Raw genomic sequence first — 17,407 nt, 5'->3', positions numbered from 1 at the left:
GCTGTCAGGTCCGAGAAGGCTGTGGCAACACCACCGGCGAATTCTCAGGCGGCGCCTCCTGCACGACCTCCCCTTGCCGTTGCGGCAACAAAACCTGCTGTGGATAAGTCTGCGCGAAGTGCACCGACGGGCTGTTATCCACAAGCTTCTTCAAACGCTGATTGAACGCCCTGCTCACGGCATATTGCCCGCCGGACACCGTGCGGAATTGCGCCGTGAGCACCACGCCGTTGAGATCCATCTTGTCCACGCCAAACACATCCAGCGGCCCTTGCAGGTTGTATTTGAGGAACGGGTCTTCGCGGATCGAATCGCCGGTCTCGCGAATCAACTCGATGGCCTTTTCGACATCCGTGTCATAGGTGAACTGCACCGAAAAGAACGCGAACGCAAACTGCCGCGATTGATTGGTCACAGCCTTGATTTGCCCGAACGGCACCGAGTGCACAAAGCCCTTGCCGTCGCGCAGGCGCAACGTGCGGATGGTCAGCCCTTCAACCGTGCCGGCATGCCCGGAGTCGAGCACCACCCAGTCGCCGATCGACAGCGTGTCTTCGATGATGATGAACAACCCGGTGATCACGTCCTGCACCAACTGCTGCGAGCCGAAGCCGATGGCCAGACCGACCACCCCGGCACCGGCCAGCAGTGGCGCAACGTTGATGCCCAGATTGGCCATGGTGGTGATTGCGCAAATCACCACGAGGATGATTTTGATCGCATTGCGCAGCAGCGGCAGGATGGTTTTTACCCGGGTGCTGGGCTGGCGCGCCCCGCGCTTGCTGACCGGCGGTTTCAGTGCTTCTTGAATCGCCGTGTCGAGCACCACCCACAGCAGCCACGTCACCAGGAAAATCAGGCCAATGCTGCTCAAGGCATTACTGATCGCCCGGCCGACCGTGCTGCTCTGCGCGAAATCAAGCAGCGACACGCCCCAGATCCGCCCGAGGATATCGATGAAGGCAATGGCGATGACGATCCGCAGCAACGCATGCAAAAGGCTCAGGAAACGTTCTTTGTAAGCACTGCTGTGTTTGATCGTCTCGGCCTTTCGCGACTTGAACAGGTGCTGCAGGACGGTGCTCAAAAACACCGTCCCGATCAGCAGCACCGTGGTGAACAACGCGCAGCGCAGGGCCTTTTGATTGTCCTCGCCGATGCCGATCAGATTGATCGCCGACACCAACACCATCAGCACAATCGGCCAATACCACAACCCGGAAAAAATCCGCAGCGACTCCTGCAATGACGGCTGTTTCAGACGCTGGCTCAGCGAACGATTGCGGATCAGATGCGCCACCGGGCGGCGCAGGCGAATCACTAATAAACCGAAGATGATCGAAGCGATCAATCCGGTGAACACCGCAATACTGCTGGTGATGTTGCCGCCCAATTGCCGCGCGATTTGCGGGCTGGTCAACGCATCACTGAGCGCAGCCAGAAAGCCGATCAGAAACAGGGGTCGCGGACAGTAATCGCGGATGATTTTTGCCGCCGGGCGTTTGTGCCCGACATTGAACATCACCACCACGCACAACAGCATTGACGTGGAAAAAATGCCGCTGCTGGTCGCATAAGCCAGACACAGGGCCAGCGCACGCCCTGCCGACGCTTGCAGGAAATGGCTGACGTACAGCGTCAACGGCAGGCAGATCAGCGCCGGCAACGTGTAGGGCAACAGATAGCCGAGCAGATCCTGGCAGCGCGGGTGCGTGCGAAACCAGCGACCTTCGCGCAGACGTTTAGCCAACAGGCTGCCGAGCACGGTCAACAGGGCGAATGTGCCGAGCCACACCCCGGACAGTGTAAGGAAGTCCCCGGCGACGCTCCAGCCAGAGCGGTTCGACGGGTGATTGACCAGTTTGTCGACCTCATTCGCGGCACGGTCGGCGCGCAGGCGCCAGGCATCCACCAGATTTTCGTTGAGGTCGAGTTTTTCTTGTACGTCGTCGATGCTCGTACTGATGGCACCGAGCAACCCGCCCTGCACAATCGGTTCGGGCTTGGCCGGCTCTTCAGTGGCGGCCGGCAACCCCGGCAGTGTCGCGGCTTCGAGCTCGCTGGCACCGAGAAACAACAATGCTCCCAGCAGAATGGCGATCCTGAACTTCATCAAAACTGCGATCTCCCGTTGGCTGAACCTGTAAGGAACTGATCGGCAATTGCACGGCAAGTTCAAGAGCCCCCTCACCCTGGCCCTCTCCCGAGGGAGAGGGAACTGATCGAGTTGAGTGCTGGAGGTACGCCGACTTGCGAGTTCTCAGCGAACTCAGACCTTGAAAACCATGAAGATCAGCTCCCTTCCCCCTCGCCCCCTTGGGGGAGAGGGTTGGGGTGAGGGGGAGCGCTCTTGATCTTCGTGCTGAAGGCATATATAGGATCTACCGTCCGTAACACCGCCGAAACTTTCCCGAACCGCCCGCAGTCATCAACAGACAGAGGCTGTACGAGGACTTTCAACGGGAGGGCGGCATGGCAACGATTCACATCGGTATTTCAGGCTGGCGCTACGCCCCGTGGCGCGGGGATTTCTACCCCGATGGACTGGCGCAGAAACGCGAATTGCAGTTCGCCTCGCGAGCGGTCAACAGCATAGAGATCAATGGATCGTTCTACGCCCTGCAACGACCCGAACGCTACGCACAGTGGTACGCCGAAACGCCCGACGACTTCGTCTTCAGTGTGAAGGCGCCGCGTTTCATCACCCACATCCGCCGCTTGCGCGAGATAGAAAAGCCATTGGCGAATTTCTTCGCCTCAGGTGTACTGGAGCTCAAGGAAAAGCTGGGGCCGATCCTTTGGCAGTTCCCACCGAACTTCAGATTCGACGCCGAACGTTTCGAGCATTTTCTCGCACTGTTACCGCACGACACCGAAGCTGCCGCCGTCCTCGCCCGTCAGCACGACTCGCATCTGCATGGCCACGCCAGCCTGAAAGTCTGGCGCAAAAAACCGCTGCGCCATGCCGTGGAAATTCGTCATGACAGCTTCATCGATGTCGACTTCGTGCGCCTGTTGAAACGCCACAACATCGCGCTGGTGATTGCCGATACCGGCGGTAAATGGCCGTATCGCGAAGACGTGACCAGCGACTTCGTCTACCTGCGCCTGCACGGTGCCGAAGAACTCTACGCCAGCGGTTACAGCGCGCCGGCACTCAAGCGTTGGGCGGATCGGATCGAAGCCTGGCACCACGGGAAACAACCGGCAGATGCCCATCTGATCGCCCCGCGCCTGAAGCCTCGAGTACGCAAGTCACGCGAAGTGTTCTGCTATTTCGACAACGACATCAAAGTCCGCGCGCCCTACGATGCCCGCAACTTGCTGCAGCGTTTCGACCTCGACCACGACTTGGCCACCACGCCCGGTGAGCCCGCGGGCGAAGGAGTGCTGGCATGAGTATTTCAGAGCCGGTCGGTTTCACCGACGAGGGTGCCGAGGCCGAGTCATCCGTGCGCAGCTTCACCGTGCTGACGGTCAATACCCACAAGGGCTTCACCGCGCTCAACCGGCGTTTCATCCTGCCGGAGTTGCGTGAAGCGGTGCGCAGCGTCGCTGCCGACGTGGTGTTTCTGCAGGAGGTGCACGGCACTCACGAGCACCACCCCAAACGCTACTCCAATTGGCCGACGATGCCGCAATACGAATTCCTCGCCGACAGCCTCTGGCCGCAGTTCGCCTACGGACGCAATGCGGTGTACCCGGATGGCGATCACGGTAATGCCGTGCTGTCGAAGTTCCAGATCATCCGCCACGACAATCTCGACGTTTCAATCAGCGGTCACGAAAACCGAGGCCTGCTGCATTGCGTGCTGCGCATGCCCGGCGACGGCAAAGAGGTGCATGCGATCTGCGTGCATCTGGGCCTGCGCGAGAGCCATCGCAACGAGCAACTGGGCTTGCTAATGCAACGCCTTGCAGAACTGCCGGACGACGCGCCGGTGATTGTTGCCGGCGACTTCAACGATTGGCGCCAGCGAGCTGATGCGCTGCTCAAACCCTGCGGTCTGCGTGAAGTGTTCGCCGAGCATCACGGCAAACCGGCGCGCAGTTTTCCAGCACGTTTGCCGACGCTGCGCCTCGACCGCATCTATGTACGCAACCTCAAGGCCAGCCAGCCGAAAGTGCTGGCGAACCGGCCTTGGTCACACCTTTCCGACCACGCCCCGTTATCGGTGGAGATTGAACTATGAGCAGCGCACCGATGGAAAAATCCGCGGTGGAACCGATAAGCATCAACCCGCCTGTGCGCCAGCCGGGTCAGGTAGATGTCGAGTATCACTGGCAGGGCGGCAACCGCGTGGAACTGCTGGAAAACGGCGAGGAATATTTCCCCCGCGTGTTTGCCGCAATGCGAGCGGCGAAGAGTGAAATCCTGCTCGAGACGTTCATCGTCTTTGAAGACAAGGTTGGCGCCGAATTGCAGGAGATTCTGATCGACGCCGCCAAGCGCGGTGTGCGCACCACCGTCAGCCTCGATGGCTTCGGTTGCGGCGAGTTATCCACCGGCTATCTCTCGGCGCTCAGCGATGCCGGCGTGCATCTGCAAATCTTCGACCCGGCCCCTAAACACCTCGGAGTTCGCACCAACTGGTTCCGCCGTTTGCACCGCAAAATCGTGGTAGTCGACGGCTTGGTTGCGTTCATCGGCGGGATCAATTTTTCCGGTGATCACCTCGCCGATTTCGGCCCTGAAGCCAAGCAGGATTACTCGGTGCAAGTGCAGGGTCCGGCGGTGGCCGACATCCATCATTTTGCCCTGCTGCAAAGTGGTCGCCCAGGCCGGGCCAGGTTTTGGTGGCAACGTCGCCGCCAGCGCCGCGCAGAGATGGCTTTCACCGATCACGACGGCCAGGTGCGCCTGGTGTTTCGCGATAACGACCAGCACAGCACCGACATCGAAGATGTGTATATGCAGGTGCTGCGCCGCGCCAAACATCGCGTGGTCATCGCCAACGCTTACTTTTTCCCCGGCTATCGCTTGCTGCGCGAAATGCGTAATGCGGCGCGGCGCGGGGTTGATGTCAGGCTGATTCTTCAGGGCCAGCCAGACATGCTGGTGGCCAAACTCGCCGCGCGGATGACCTATGACTATCTGCTCAAGGCCGGCGTGCAAATTCACGAATATTGCCAGCGCCCTCTGCACGGCAAAGTCGCACTGGTAGACGAAGAATGGAGCACCGTCGGTTCGAGCAATCTCGACCCGTTGAGCCTGTCGCTGAACCTGGAAGCCAACGTGTTGATCCGCGACCGCGCGTTCAATCAAATGCTGTTCGAGCGTCTCGAAGACCTCAGCCAAAACCACTGCAAAGCCATGGATGCCGCCAAGTCGCCGCGCGGACGCATCTGGCACATGACCGTGGGTTTTTTGGTATTCCACTTCCTGCGGCACTTTCCGGCCATGGCCGGCTGGTTGCCCGCGCACAAACCCCGGCTCAAGCCATTTCGAGGTGATCGCTCATGAGCCATTCCGACGCGCCATCCGCCAGCCATTCGGCGCCAGCAACCCACTCGCGCTGGAGCAAATGGAAACGTCCGCTGACGGTGGTGTTCTTTCTCGCGCTGATCGTGCTATTGACGATGTTCGCCACACGCATCGAATGGGCCGAGGTGCTGCAAACTCTCGCCGATTTCAAGGTGCGCGCGCTGATCATCGCCGCCAGCATCACCCTCGTGAGTTTTCTGACCTACGCCAGCTTCGACCTGATCGGCCGCACTTACATTCGCCAGGACCTGACCTGGAAGCAGATTCTGCCGGTGGGCATCATCAGCTACGCGTTCAACCTCAACCTCAGCGCCTGGGTCGGCGGAATCGCCATGCGTTACCGCCTGTATTCACGGCTCGGCGTGAGCAAAGGCAACATCGCCAAGATTCTTGGCCTGAGCCTGGCGACCAATTGGTTCGGCTACATGACCATTGCCGGCGTGGTGTTCAGCAGCGGGCTGGTGAGCATGCCGCCGGGCTGGAAAATCAGCAGCACGGCGTTGCAGGGGATTGGCGTGTTGTTGCTGTTGATCAGTGCCGGCTATCTCGCGGCGTGCCAGTTTTCCAAACGCCGCGAGTGGTCGATTCGCGGGGTGGAAATCAACTTGCCATCGCTGCGCATGGCAGTGCTGCAACTGCTGCTCGGCGCGTTGAACTGGTCGCTGATGGCCGCAGTGATCTTCACACTGCTGCCAAGCAAACTGGATTATCCGTTAGTGCTTGGCGTGCTGTTAATCAGTGCGATTGCCGGAGTTATCACGCACATTCCGGCGGGGCTTGGGGTACTGGAAGCCGTGTTCGTGGCGCTGCTGCAACACGAGGCCTCGCGAGGCAGCCTGGTGGCGGGGTTGCTGGCGTATCGAGCGATTTATTTCCTGTTGCCGCTGCTGATCACGCTGGTGATGTACCTGGTTGTGGAGGCAAAGGCCAAGTCGCTGCGGATCGAGAAAACACCGTCCTGACTCTGTTTTGCAGCTGCCGGCCTCTTCGCGAGCAGGCTCGCTCCCACATTTGAAATGCGCCCCCTGTGGGAGCTGGCTTGCCAGCAATGGCGCCGGAAAGAACACCACAGTCTATGAAGACTGAATAATGCTCAACCGCTCGCCAACGACCATCTCGGTAATCCAGTCCACCAGAATCGACGTGTACGCCTGCTGCGAAACCGGCTCGCTAAGCGCATGATCCGCGCCATCAATGATCCGGTGCGTCAGCGAATGCGTCTGCTGACACGCGGCGCGGTAACTCATGATCGTCGCGTGCGGCACGAAATCGTCGGTTTCCGATTCCACCAGCAACACATCCCCAGTGAATTGCGAACACGCATGCAGTGCACGGTTGTTGTCGGCGCGAACCAGTGCGCCGCGATAATCGCGCAGGTCAGCCTTGTCCAGATCGCGTTTCGGCGTGTGCCATTGCTCATCGCGGTACAGCGCCGGCACCCGTAGCGCCAGCCAGCGCACCGGGCGCAACGAGGTAAGGATCGACGCAAGGTAGCCACCGTAGCTGGTGCCAACCACGGCGATGGCCGATGTGTCGAGCGCCGGGTGGGAGAGCAAGCGGTCGTACGCCGCCAGCAGATCACGCAGATTGTCTTCGCGGGTAACCCGACTCAGCGAAATTCCGCTGCCGCCAGTGTGGCCGCGCAAGTCGAAGGTCAGACACACACAGCCGAGTCCGGCGATCCCTTTCGCCCGTTCAAGATCACGCTCCTGGCTGCCGCCCCAACCGTGGACAAACAACACCCCCGGCACCTTCGATTTAGGACTGAGAAACGTCCCGCTCATCTGTTCATCATCAATGTCGATTTGAATGCTTTCGCTTCTAGCCGTCATAAGATTTGACCATTACGTATTTGAGGAGAAATTCGCTGTTCTCAGCCGGGCCGCGATACACCTCGATGGCGTCCGCCGGCAGCGGCTGATCAGTATAGGTTTCCACTGAAGATACGCGGATTGCGCGCATTGCGGGGTCGTTGACGAAACTTTGCAGTGCCGCCACTTCTGCGCTGCTGGCGCCGCCCATGCGCCAGGATTGTTCCAGTACGCCGCTGCGGGTTTGGCCGCTGCTGTCCAGCCCTTGGGCGATGTCGTAGTTGCGGCGCGAGGCGTAGAAACGCGGATAGGCCTCATCGGCGGCGCTGTCGAACACTTGCGCTTGCTCGATGGCCAAACGCACGTCATCGGGCAATTCCAGCGCCAGCAAATCCTCATACCCGCCCTGCACCACCAGCAGATTCGAGCCGCCGTAGACGTCTTCGCCGTGAGCATCTTTGGTCAAGTATTGATCACCGCAGTAACTGAGCACGCTGTCGCCGATGAATGACTGGCCGACGCTGTGGGTGATGACCTCGCTCAGGTCTTGCTCCAGCACCACGCCTTCGCTGAACAGCGCGTGCGCTTCAGGTCGAGCGAGAATTTCGTCGAAGGCGTCGAGACTTTTTATGACTTCCTGACCGCGACCGGCGCAAGCGTGAATCGGCTTCAGACGGATCGGCCCGCTGTACAACAAATGCTCGGCAGCAGGCCGCGCATCGTCGAAGGCGAACACGCTGAGACCGTCAAGCACCACGCTGCGCACGCGTTCAGAGAACAGCGGCGACCAGCCTTGCGGTGCGTGGCCCAGATGACTGCGCAGGCCGTGGCTGATGGCTTTGGTGCAGATGAAGTCGTATTCGACGTAGCCGCCCCACAAGTCATCGGGGCCTTCTACCCCAAGTGCCTGCGCGTTGGCGGCGCCGACAAGGGTTTGCGTCGGCAACAGATACAGGTCACTGCCGCGATGTTTCGCGGGGTCATAAGTGCCGCCGAATTTTAACCCGAGAATCTGCGCCAGCCAGCGCGCCAAGGCCTTGTTGGTCTCCACCTCGTGCTGCGGCGCATCGGCGCGAACTGAGTGGGCAACCACGGTTTTTTTGCGGGGTTTCGGTGTCATGCATCCCCCTTCAGGCAGTCCGATGAATGTGGACAGGATAGGTGCAGAGATCAGGCCAACGGCAAAAGCATGGAAATCCTCGAAGAATCAATGATTTGCTAAAACCGTGATGGCACTGCGATCGTTTCAATCTGCACGACGGCTCACAAATTCCCGGCAAATTGCACGATCCCAACGCTTTGCAGATAACCCTGTGGAAGCTGGCTGGCCAGAGATTGCGACGGCTCAGCCAGCGACTTGCCCAACTGTAAGACCGGATCGCCGGCAAGCCCGCTCCCACAGGGATCCAGACAGTCTCTGATCAACCGGCCAAACCAAACCGGCCCCGATACTCACTCGGCGCCAGCCCGGTGATCTTCTTGAAGATCGCACGAAATGCCCCCGGATCCTGATACCCCACCGTCCACGCGATATGGTCGATCGTGCCATTGGTGAACTCGAGCATCTCCCGCGCTTTGCCCACCCGCAGGTGCTGGCAATATTCGGTCGGTTTCAACCCGGTCGCCGCACGAAACCGACGCAGAAACGTGCGCTCCTCCAGCCCTGCCCGCTCGGCCATCGCGGTCAGCGAAACATCCGTCGCGCCGGTGCCTTGCAACCAGTGCTGCACCTTGAGAATCGCTGCATCGCCATGACTGAGGATCGGCGCGAAATTACTTCCGCACTCGCTGGCGCTGTCGCTGTGTTCCACCACCAGAAACCGCGCCGTGGCGGTGGCGATACTTGGCCCGAGCAGGCGATCGACAAGCCGCAACCCCAGCTCCGACCACGCCATCAAACCGGCCGTGGTGATCAGGTCGCCGTCATCGACAATCGGCGTGTCGGCCTTGAGCCTGATCTTCGGATAACGCTCGGAGAATGCCTTGGTCGAGGTCCAGTGGGTGGTCGCGCTGCGGCCGTCGAGCAGACCGCTTTCGGCGAGCATCAGTGAGCCTACGCAAACCCCGCCGAGCGTCGCACCACGGGCGTGTTGCTCGCGCAGCCACGGTGCCAGAGCGGCGGGCATGTGTGACGCAGAAAATCCGCCGATCGAGGGCGGTATCAGCACCGCCAGCAAATGGCTTTCGGTGCCGGGAAGGCTGTCGTAAACCCGCACCGGTGGCTGGTCACCTTCGACCTGCCAATGGCTGACGCGCAACAGCGGCAATTGCGCAGCCTGATGCTCGCCAGCGATCCGGTTGGCCACCGCGAACAGATCAGTCAAACCATGCACCGCCGCCATCTGCGCGCCGGGATAAATCAGCACACCGATTTCAGCCACGGCGGCCCTTTCTGCGCCCATTGTCAGTTTTCCCCTGTCTATTGTCGGTGCGGCCAATCCTCGAATCACCGGCCAGCGCCAATACTGAAGCCACTTTCAACCCATCCTTCAAGGACACACCCATGGCCAAGCAAGCGCTCATCGTAGTCGATATCCAGAACGACTACTTCCCCCAAGGCAAGTGGCCGCTGGTCGGTGCCGACGCCGCTGCCGACAATGCCGTCCAACTGATCGCCGCGTTCCGTGATGCGGGGGACTCGGTGATCCATATCCGCCACGAATTCACCTCCCCCGAGGCCCCGTTTTTTACGCCAGGTTCCGACGGCGCGAAGCTGCATCCGAAAGTACTCAACCGCGCCGACGAACCCGTGGTGCTCAAGCATTTCGTCAACTCGTTCCGCGAAACCGAACTGCAATCGATTCTGGAAGAACAGGGCATCAAGGAATTAGTGGTGGTCGGCAGCATGAGTCACATGTGCGTCGACGGCATCACCCGTGCGGCGGCCGATATGGGTTACAGCGTCACGGTGATCCACGACGCCTGCGCCAGCCGTGATCTGGAGTTCAACGGTCTCACCGTACCGGCGGCGCACGTCCACGCCGCGTTCATGTCGGCGCTGGGTTTTGCTTACGCCAGTGTGGTGTCCACCGACGAATTCCTCGCCGCCAATCGTTAAAACCCTGCAGCGCGATACTTCTCAACAACAAGGCCCGCCTCGCTGCGGGCCTTTTTTCGCTTGCCATGAAAATCTCACGCGTGAGTCATTGATGGCATTTTGAATTGGTTGTAGTGTGGCTCACGCGTGAGACATTCATAACCGAGTCACTGCCATGAAAAGCCGCTCCCCCACTGTTGCATCAGAAAGCCCAAAGGGAGAGCGGTCGAAACCGTCCGCAAAAAAACCGTCGAGTTTCTACATGAAGCAGATGCGCGCGGGCCTGGCTGCCGCCGGTTATGTGAAACACGAAACTTGGGTGCTTCCCGAAAACCGAAGCTTGCTCAAGCAGATGGAGCAACAGCTACGCCAACCGATTCTGGCTGGCTCATTCATGTCGGAGAATTACATGAGCGCAGGCAACAACTGGAACATCGATAGCCTCTTCAACGCCCTCAAGGCACTGGACGAGGTGGCTTCGCAAGAGATCACGCTGTCTCTGATCCAGAGCTCCGAGCCCAGCATCAAGCTGGAAATGAACGATTTCGGCGGCCTGCCGATTCACATCGCCCTGGCCGGTCAGCAGATCATCGTCGACACCGTGCTGGTGGACAGCGATTCGATCATTGACGTCCAGGCCTTCAACGACGCCGTATTGCGCAGCCGGGAAATGTTTCCGCTGTCGTCGATCGGTATCGAGTCGATGCCTAACGGCCAGACCGTTTACAACATGTTTGGCGCACTGAGCGCCGACTCGAGCCTGACCAACGTGGTCACCGAGGTGAAAACCCTGGTCGACAACGTGCAGCGCGCGAGCGAAGCCTTCGAACACTTCTTCAAGTAATCAACAGGGAATATCCAATGACTCAGTCCATCTGGAGCAAGTTGTTCACCGCACTGCGCGGCGGCGCCAGTGAAGTCGGCGAAAGCATCGTTGACCAACAGGCCTTGCGCATCCTCGATCAGGAAATTCGCGACGCCGATACCGCGCTGTCGAACGCCCGTCGTGAACTGGTCACCATCATGGCCAAACACAAACTGGCTGCTGACCGCGTGAGCGAGTACGACGCCAAGATCAAGGATCTGGAAGCCAAGGCTGTCTCGGCCCTGAACGCCGGCCGTGAAGACCTGGCCCTGGAAGTGGCCGAAGCGATTTCGACCCTGACCAACGACCTGGATGTCGAGAAGAAACAAAGCGACGAGTTCGGCACCTACGCCGCCAACATGCGCAAAGACATCAACAAGGCCGAATCGCGGATCAAAAGCCTGCGCCAGCAAGTCGACATGGCCAAGGCCCGTGACAGCGTGCAAAAAGCCCAGGTCAGCGCGTCCATCGCCAGCGGCGGTGCCAACGGCAAACTGGAAACCGCAGTCGGCACCTTGAACCGTCTGCAAGCCAAACAGCAGCAGCGTGCTGCCGAACTGAGCGCCGCGGACGAACTGGCTGATGCCGCGACCGGCAACGATCTGGACCGCAAACTGCGCGACGCCGGTATCACGCCGAACGAGGGCAGCGCCAATGCGATCCTCGAGCGCCTGAAGCAGAAATCCGCTCAGTAAACACTGCGCCAAACCTGTGGGAGCGAGCCTGCTCGCGAAAGCGGTGTACCCGTCGACATCTACGTTGACTGACACGCACCATTCGCGAGCAGGCTCGCTCCCACAGGGTTTATCGGCTTCAAATCCTTCTGCTCGTTCACCACGCAGCCCGGTACACTAGCGACGTTTTTTTGCCAACGAACACCTCCACCCGCTTCAAGGAACGTACCCATGGGATGGTTTAAAGATTTGCTGGGCACCAGCAACTGGCAGACCGCTGCGCCAACGCCAACCGTTGCCAGCGGCCCACTCGGCATGGAGCAAGGCAAGGGTGTCAGGTTCGATTCGACCCTTTCGTTGCTGCTCGATGGTTCGACTTCGGTGCGTGTGCCCTTCGATCAGGCGGTCTGGAGCGCAGGGTGGGTCGATCTCGGCCAGTCCAACAAGCTGCACCGCTATTACATGAATGACGAGGATTTCTGGGTGCAGATCCACGTCACCGGCGATGACCAGATCGAATCGGTCACGCTGTTCAACTACCTCACGTACGTGACCGTCAACAGCGATGCCGAACTGCAGCGCCTGGCCGGCCCCAACAGCCTGATCGGCCTGCCGACCTACACCCACGAAGGTGTCGAATACACCCGCGAGTGGGGCACCGAACAAGGCCAGACCGAACTGGTGCCGATGACCGAACACGTGGTCAATGTGGACGAAAGCTACACCATCAACCACCACTCGATGCTTTACGCACGCGAGACCGGCCTGACCGATCGCCGCGAACTGTTGCTGTTCTCCGTCGAACAGGATGAAGAAGGCACCGTCAGTTTGAGCACCTCGCTGGGCATCTCGTTGTACACGACTGACCTGAGCACCATTTAAATAAGGAAGTTTTCCATGCTGGAAGTGCTGGCCGTATCCCTTAACAAGACCGCGTTGACCGGTTTCATCGTCTACCTGATCGGCGCCGTGCTGCTGTTCATGCTGTTTCAATTCGTCTACACCCGCGTCACTCCGCACAAAGAGTTCGAGCTGATTCGTTCCGGCAACACGGCCGCTGCCGTCGCGCTGGCCGGTGCAATCATCGGTTTCGCCATTCCCGCCAGTAACGTCATTGCCTTTTCGGTCAACGTTGTCGACTTCGTGGTGTGGGCGGTGATCGCCGCAGTGGTGCAACTGCTGGCGTTCCTTGGCACGACCCTGGTGCTCAAAGGTACTTCCCAGCGCATCGCCAACGGCGAAATCGCTGCTGGCATCTACGTCGCCGCCGTAGCGATCAGCGTCGGCATGCTCAACGCTGCGTGCATGACGCCGTCCAACTGATCGGCAGGAAGCCTTAGATGAAACGAAGTAAATACGTTCAATTGTCCCTCGCAGCGTCGGTGGCCATGGCCATCTCTGGCGAAGCGGCGGCAGTCGATCAGCCACGCCATTTCCAGAGCGTGGAACAGTGCGTCGATGCCGAAGTCGCCGCTGATGTTTGCTCCAATGCCTACGTTGCGGCCCTGACCGAGCACCGACGCATCGCTCCGGCGTACGACGACAAAGCCAAATGCGATGCGGATTTTGCCGCCGACTGGTGTCAGAAAAATTCCGACGGCCGCTTCGTGCCGAAACTCGGTGGCTTCAAAGTGCCGCAGCCCGGTGAAGCCGCGCAAAATCTCGATGCCATCGCCGACGCGCAGATGCCGGCGGGTGACACAACATCCAGCAACGCGACCCAAAGCACTTCGCACTATTCCGGTGGTGGTGGGGGCGGCGGCAATGGCATGTTGACCGGATGGCTGATCGGCAATGCGATGAGCAACAACTCCAACCGCACGGTTTACCGCGACCGCGATACACGCCAGACCTACAACACTTCGACGCAGTACCGCAAAATCGAATCGGCACCGCGCAGCCAACCGGACTACGAGAGCACCAGAAGCAAACCGGTGAACGTCGCCTCCTCGACTTCCCGTGGCGGCTTCGGCAGCCAGTCCAGCGCGCGCAGCGGATGGGGTGGCTGGGGTAGCAGTTCCGGTCGTTCGAGCAGCTGACCATGAAAAAGATCCACTGCGCCGAGCGCCCCGACTGGAAACAGACAGCCGAGCGCCTCGGCTTCATGTTCCACACCATCGACGACGAGCCCTACTGGGACGAAAGCGCGTACTACCAGTTCACGCTCGCGCAGATCGAAAATGATCTGGAGGACCCGACCACTGAACTGCACGAGATGTGCATGGATCTGGTCGACCGCGTGGTGCGCAGCGAAGCGTTGCTTGATCGGCTGAGCATCCCGCCTGCGTACTACGACATGATCCGCACGTCCTGGCTGGAAGGTCATCCGCATCTGTACGGACGCATGGACTTTTCCTACAACGGCAACGGTCCGGCAAAACTGCTGGAGCTCAACTACGACACGCCGACCAGCCTCTACGAAGCGGCGGCGTTCCAGTGGGGCTGGCTGGAGCAATGCATCGAGCGCGGCACGCTGCCGAGCCATGCCGACCAGTTCAACAGCATCGACACCAAACTGCATCAAGCCTTCGCCGAGTTGCAGCTCAAACGGCCGTTCTACTTCGCCTCGATGAAAGACTCGGTTGAAGACAAGGGCACCACGGACTACTTGCGCCTGATCGCGGAAAAAGTCGGCATCGAATCACGGCACATCGACATCGAGGACATTGGCCTCAGTGCCGACGGCCGTTTCGTCGACCTGCAGGATCGCTGGATCCCGCACCTGTTCAAGTTGCATGCCTGGGAGTTCATCTTCCACGAGCCGTTCGGCACGGCGATTGCTGCGTGCGATACGCAGTTTTTCGAGCCGGCGTGGAAAGCGATCCTGTCGAACAAAGGCGCGTTGCCGTTGCTGTGGGAGTTGCACAAGGGCCATCCGAATCTGCTCGCGGCACATCTCGATTCGAATCCGGCCAGCGCAGTGCCCAGGGGCTGGGTGCGCAAACCTTACTTTTCCCGGGAAGGCGCCAACATCGAGCTGCAAACCGCGGACGGTCTGATCGTCAAAGAAGACGGGCCTTACACCGATGCACCGTTCATCCTGCAGGAATTTGCGCCATTGCCGAAGTTCGACGACAGCTACACGCTGATCGGCTCCTGGGTCATTGGTGACCAAGCGGCCGGGATTGGTGTGCGCGAGGACAATAGTCTGATTACCAAGGATTCGAGCCGGTTCCTGCCGCACCTGATCCTGGACTGAGCCGTTAAAGCGCACATTTTCAGCAACAAAAAACCCGTAGCGTTAAAGCGCTACGGGTTTTTCGTTTCTGGCCCGGTTATGAAAGCTCGGTAGAGCGAGCCGGCGTATGCGCCAGAGGCGTTTCCTTGTGCGCCTCGTGGGTGCCGATGCTGGCCATTCTGCGACGCGAGATTTCCGCCCCCCGACGGCGCAGTGGCGTCTCGACGAAGCGGTAGTTCAACTCACTGCACACGGCCATGATCGCCAATGCGGTGAGCACCATTTGCACCGTGAACTCTGGGCCCAGCACCACGCCTCGCTCGCTAGCCACGCGGCTCCAGATTTCAGTGCTCAAGTGGTAGGCGAACATGTGGATGACGTACAACGCATAGGAGCGCGACCCCAGCCATTGTCCGAACCCGCTCAACATCGCCGGGCAGTAGATGTAGCCTTTTTGATAACTGGAGAGCCAGACCAGGATCAATGCATTCAGCGCAATCAACCCGACCGCGATCGGCATGGAGATCATCTGGCCGGCAATGGCGCCAAGCATGTAAAACAGAAACAGCGTGATGCCCAGTCGCTTGAACAGGCTGTCGCCCAGCGCCACAGGCTCGATTTGCTTGTACAGGGACGTGCGCGTGAACAGGCACAACAGAATGCCCCACATCATCGCGTCCAGCCGGAACGAGAAAAGCATCGGGGCGGGTGGCGCGCCAAAGCCATTGCGATCCAGAGGAAACTGCACGGCAATCAGCGCGATCAAGGCGATTACCCGCCAGCGCGTAGAGGTGATCAGCAACAGGAACAGCGGGAAGATAAAGTAGAACTGCTCTTCCAGCGCCAGGCTCCAGTACACCGAATTCGGCCCCAGCAGCACGCCATACTGGTTTGCCAGATTGCCCGAGAATGTAGCGACTGCGGTAAAGCTGCGCAGGTTCTCGAACCACGACTGGAATGCATTCGACTGGTTGAAGAAGATCGAGAACGCCAGCGGTATCAGCACCCATAGCCACGCGGTGGGCAGCAGACGATAAGCCCGACGGATCCAGAAAGAAGTAGCGGCAACGCCGAACCGGTTCTGTTCGCGATGCTTGTCAAAGTAATCGAGATAGGCCTTGCTGACCACGTAACCGGAAATACAGAAAAACAGATCCACCCCTGACCAGGGTGAGTACACATTCAGCAAACTCCCAAAGAACCCTGCATGGAACGGCAACATCAGAGTGAGGTGAGCCAAAACCGTCATCAGGATCGCCACGCCGCGCAGGTACTCGATTTCCTTGTTCTTGCTACTGCTCATGGGTTTCTCTTGTTGTTATGGAACAGCCCCTACACCGGGGGATCTGTTCTTGCAGAAAATCGACTGGATCGTCAGTCGCCGGGACGGATCATGGATCGGCTTGGCCCCGCCTTCAAGGCTCAGCACAAAACTTTACTGCCGCAATCGCCGGGACCGTTCGGTCACCTCATGGAGCGTCCGCCACTTTCAGCCCTGCCAAAACGACAAAACCCCCGCAATGCGGGGGTTCTGAGACTAAATCCGGAGCGATTCAGGACACAAATCAAAACGGTTATGCCTACCTTAAAACAGCAAGCATTGCGATTTATCCTTCTAAAACAATAAGTAAGCTGCATAAACAGCACTTCTGTTCAGTTTTTTGTCAATAAATCGGATCATTCACGCGTATTTGTTTACATCTCGTCTTGCGTATGAGACGTGGCGGTGATGGGGATAGGTGGGATAGGTCAATGAAGCGACTCTCCTTGAAAAAAGGGAGACGCACCATGGGAAGGATCCCGATGGGTAGTTTAGCGATGCGGGTGATGCGAAGGTTGGGTGGCTGTTTATTTGAGTAGACCAGCGTTCTACCGAGTTAGCCGATCTCAAGACCGGCTAGCAAGCATTTATATTTTTAACAGAGGACGCGGGATCGTCAACAAAAACTTGAAAATGAAAATGGGCACCCGCCTCGCAACCTGCTCGGTATTCCGCAACTGGTCAATCCGACCTCATGAGGTGACAGGCAAATATCGGCCAATAGCAGTCACCCAAGGCCGGCGACCAAAGTTCGGCAGAATGAGCATTGTGGTTTTCCCCCCGAATCCCTTACGAAACTTCGCATAGTTCTGATCAGACCGATACCCCGAGATCGGCAGGTACCCGGCTCTAGCCCAGTCCCTAGTATGCTCTGGATCTGTACAGGGAATGTACCGTCAAAGTCGAGAGCCAATTGCATATCTGGTTTAGTATCTAGCCACTTCGATACTGCGCAGCGTGCCGCACTTCGCTGCTTTGCCCAGAGCCAAACCCATGTCGATCACACCCATTTCTGTTTTCGGGAACCCTTCTCAGG

The 17,407-nt window shown here is 59.1% G+C and carries 16 protein-coding genes; 11 read left to right on the top strand and 5 right to left on the bottom strand.

What is annotated here, in order from left to right; all coding sequences use genetic code 11:
* Positions 1-4: 4 nt before the first annotated feature.
* Positions 5-2,116, bottom strand: a complete 2,112-nt coding sequence (locus AB4P91_RS09015; RefSeq protein ID WP_150595187.1) for a mechanosensitive ion channel family protein — start codon at positions 2,114-2,116, stop codon at positions 5-7.
* 356 nt (positions 2,117-2,472) lie between these two features.
* Between AB4P91_RS09015 and AB4P91_RS09010 the strand changes: the two genes are divergently transcribed.
* From AB4P91_RS09010 to AB4P91_RS08995, 4 genes are read left to right on the top strand one after another with little or no spacing between them, the layout of a single operon-like run.
* Positions 2,473-3,399: a DUF72 domain-containing protein gene (locus tag AB4P91_RS09010; RefSeq protein ID WP_395604653.1), complete on the top strand. Its 927-nt coding sequence runs from the start codon at positions 2,473-2,475 to the stop codon at positions 3,397-3,399.
* The gene (locus AB4P91_RS09005; protein WP_150598146.1) at positions 3,396-4,193 is read left to right on the top strand and encodes an endonuclease/exonuclease/phosphatase family protein; all 798 of its coding nucleotides are present in this window, start codon (positions 3,396-3,398) and stop codon (positions 4,191-4,193) included. Before AB4P91_RS09010 ends, AB4P91_RS09005 begins: the two co-directional genes overlap by 4 nt.
* The gene (gene clsB, locus AB4P91_RS09000) at positions 4,190-5,464 is read left to right on the top strand and encodes a cardiolipin synthase ClsB (RefSeq protein WP_150595184.1); all 1,275 of its coding nucleotides are present in this window, start codon (positions 4,190-4,192) and stop codon (positions 5,462-5,464) included. The genes AB4P91_RS09005 and clsB overlap by 4 nt, the downstream gene beginning before the upstream one ends.
* A complete protein-coding gene (locus AB4P91_RS08995; RefSeq protein ID WP_395604652.1) occupies positions 5,461-6,447 on the top strand; it encodes a lysylphosphatidylglycerol synthase domain-containing protein in 987 nt (328 codons plus the stop codon). The genes clsB and AB4P91_RS08995 overlap by 4 nt, the downstream gene beginning before the upstream one ends.
* Before the next feature lie 111 nt (positions 6,448-6,558).
* Here the strand turns inward: AB4P91_RS08995 and AB4P91_RS08990 are convergent, their stop codons facing one another.
* From AB4P91_RS08990 to AB4P91_RS08980, 3 genes are all read right to left on the bottom strand, one after another.
* Positions 6,559-7,317 (bottom strand): S9 family peptidase, encoded by a 759-nt coding sequence (locus tag AB4P91_RS08990; protein ID WP_042561317.1) that lies wholly within the window; start codon positions 7,315-7,317, stop codon positions 6,559-6,561.
* On the bottom strand, positions 7,307-8,416 hold the full coding sequence (locus tag AB4P91_RS08985; protein ID WP_395604651.1) for a DUF3182 family protein: 1,110 nt from the start codon (positions 8,414-8,416) through the stop codon (positions 7,307-7,309). The genes AB4P91_RS08990 and AB4P91_RS08985 overlap by 11 nt, the downstream gene beginning before the upstream one ends.
* Before the next feature lie 301 nt (positions 8,417-8,717).
* Positions 8,718-9,698 carry a GlxA family transcriptional regulator gene (locus AB4P91_RS08980; protein ID WP_395604650.1) on the bottom strand — a complete coding sequence of 327 codons (981 nt, stop codon included), beginning with the start codon at positions 9,696-9,698 and terminating at the stop codon, positions 8,718-8,720.
* A 101-nt stretch (positions 9,699-9,799) separates the two neighbouring features.
* Here AB4P91_RS08980 and AB4P91_RS08975 point away from each other — a divergent pair, with 101 nt between their 5' ends.
* From AB4P91_RS08975 to AB4P91_RS08945, 7 genes are all read left to right on the top strand, one after another.
* Entirely contained in the window at positions 9,800-10,354 is a 555-nt protein-coding gene (locus tag AB4P91_RS08975) for a cysteine hydrolase family protein (protein WP_339479192.1), read from the top strand.
* 241 nt (positions 10,355-10,595) lie between these two features.
* On the top strand, positions 10,596-11,177 hold the full coding sequence (locus AB4P91_RS08970; RefSeq protein WP_395604649.1) for a YjfI family protein: 582 nt from the start codon (positions 10,596-10,598) through the stop codon (positions 11,175-11,177).
* Positions 11,178-11,194: 17 nt separating this feature from the next.
* On the top strand, positions 11,195-11,893 hold the full coding sequence (locus tag AB4P91_RS08965; protein WP_042561322.1) for a PspA/IM30 family protein: 699 nt from the start codon (positions 11,195-11,197) through the stop codon (positions 11,891-11,893).
* A 210-nt stretch (positions 11,894-12,103) separates the two neighbouring features.
* Complete coding sequence (locus tag AB4P91_RS08960; RefSeq protein WP_395604648.1) at positions 12,104-12,754, top strand: DUF2491 family protein; 651 nt, start codon at positions 12,104-12,106, stop codon at positions 12,752-12,754.
* A gap of 15 nt (positions 12,755-12,769) precedes the next feature.
* Positions 12,770-13,195: a DUF350 domain-containing protein gene (locus AB4P91_RS08955; RefSeq protein WP_395604647.1), complete on the top strand. Its 426-nt coding sequence runs from the start codon at positions 12,770-12,772 to the stop codon at positions 13,193-13,195.
* 17 nt (positions 13,196-13,212) lie between these two features.
* The gene (locus AB4P91_RS08950; RefSeq protein WP_395604646.1) at positions 13,213-13,911 is read left to right on the top strand and encodes a DUF1190 domain-containing protein; all 699 of its coding nucleotides are present in this window, start codon (positions 13,213-13,215) and stop codon (positions 13,909-13,911) included.
* Between the two features lie 2 nt (positions 13,912-13,913).
* Positions 13,914-15,071: a glutathionylspermidine synthase family protein gene (locus tag AB4P91_RS08945; RefSeq protein WP_395604645.1), complete on the top strand. Its 1,158-nt coding sequence runs from the start codon at positions 13,914-13,916 to the stop codon at positions 15,069-15,071.
* Positions 15,072-15,147: 76 nt separating this feature from the next.
* Here AB4P91_RS08945 and AB4P91_RS08940 read toward each other — a convergent pair whose 3' ends face one another.
* Positions 15,148-16,353, bottom strand: coding sequence for an acyltransferase family protein (locus AB4P91_RS08940; protein ID WP_395604644.1), 1,206 nt, complete (start codon positions 16,351-16,353; stop codon positions 15,148-15,150).
* Positions 16,354-17,407 lie beyond the last annotated feature (1,054 nt).

Origin of the sequence: Pseudomonas sp. B21128, assembly GCF_044218865.1 — a bacterium.
GTDB lineage: Bacteria > Pseudomonadota > Gammaproteobacteria > Pseudomonadales > Pseudomonadaceae > Aquipseudomonas > Aquipseudomonas iridis.
This window is presented reverse-complemented; position numbering and strand designations above follow the sequence as displayed.

Coding starts and splice junctions, on each gene's coding strand:
- AB4P91_RS08950 (WP_395604646.1), top strand. CDS start 13,213: ATGAAACGAAGTAAATACGTTCAATTGTCCCTCGCAGCGTCGGTGGCC.
- AB4P91_RS09010 (WP_395604653.1), top strand. CDS start 2,473: ATGGCAACGATTCACATCGGTATTTCAGGCTGGCGCTACGCCCCGTGG.
- AB4P91_RS08995 (WP_395604652.1), top strand. CDS start 5,461: ATGAGCCATTCCGACGCGCCATCCGCCAGCCATTCGGCGCCAGCAACC.
- AB4P91_RS09005 (WP_150598146.1), top strand. CDS start 3,396: ATGAGTATTTCAGAGCCGGTCGGTTTCACCGACGAGGGTGCCGAGGCC.
- AB4P91_RS08965 (WP_042561322.1), top strand. CDS start 11,195: ATGACTCAGTCCATCTGGAGCAAGTTGTTCACCGCACTGCGCGGCGGC.
- AB4P91_RS08955 (WP_395604647.1), top strand. CDS start 12,770: ATGCTGGAAGTGCTGGCCGTATCCCTTAACAAGACCGCGTTGACCGGT.
- AB4P91_RS08990 (WP_042561317.1), bottom strand. CDS start 7,317: ATGACGGCTAGAAGCGAAAGCATTCAAATCGACATTGATGATGAACAG.
- AB4P91_RS08975 (WP_339479192.1), top strand. CDS start 9,800: ATGGCCAAGCAAGCGCTCATCGTAGTCGATATCCAGAACGACTACTTC.
- AB4P91_RS08945 (WP_395604645.1), top strand. CDS start 13,914: ATGAAAAAGATCCACTGCGCCGAGCGCCCCGACTGGAAACAGACAGCC.
- clsB (WP_150595184.1), top strand. CDS start 4,190: ATGAGCAGCGCACCGATGGAAAAATCCGCGGTGGAACCGATAAGCATC.
- AB4P91_RS08940 (WP_395604644.1), bottom strand. CDS start 16,353: ATGAGCAGTAGCAAGAACAAGGAAATCGAGTACCTGCGCGGCGTGGCG.
- AB4P91_RS08970 (WP_395604649.1), top strand. CDS start 10,596: ATGAAGCAGATGCGCGCGGGCCTGGCTGCCGCCGGTTATGTGAAACAC.
- AB4P91_RS08985 (WP_395604651.1), bottom strand. CDS start 8,416: ATGACACCGAAACCCCGCAAAAAAACCGTGGTTGCCCACTCAGTTCGC.
- AB4P91_RS08960 (WP_395604648.1), top strand. CDS start 12,104: ATGGGATGGTTTAAAGATTTGCTGGGCACCAGCAACTGGCAGACCGCT.
- AB4P91_RS08980 (WP_395604650.1), bottom strand. CDS start 9,698: ATGGGCGCAGAAAGGGCCGCCGTGGCTGAAATCGGTGTGCTGATTTAT.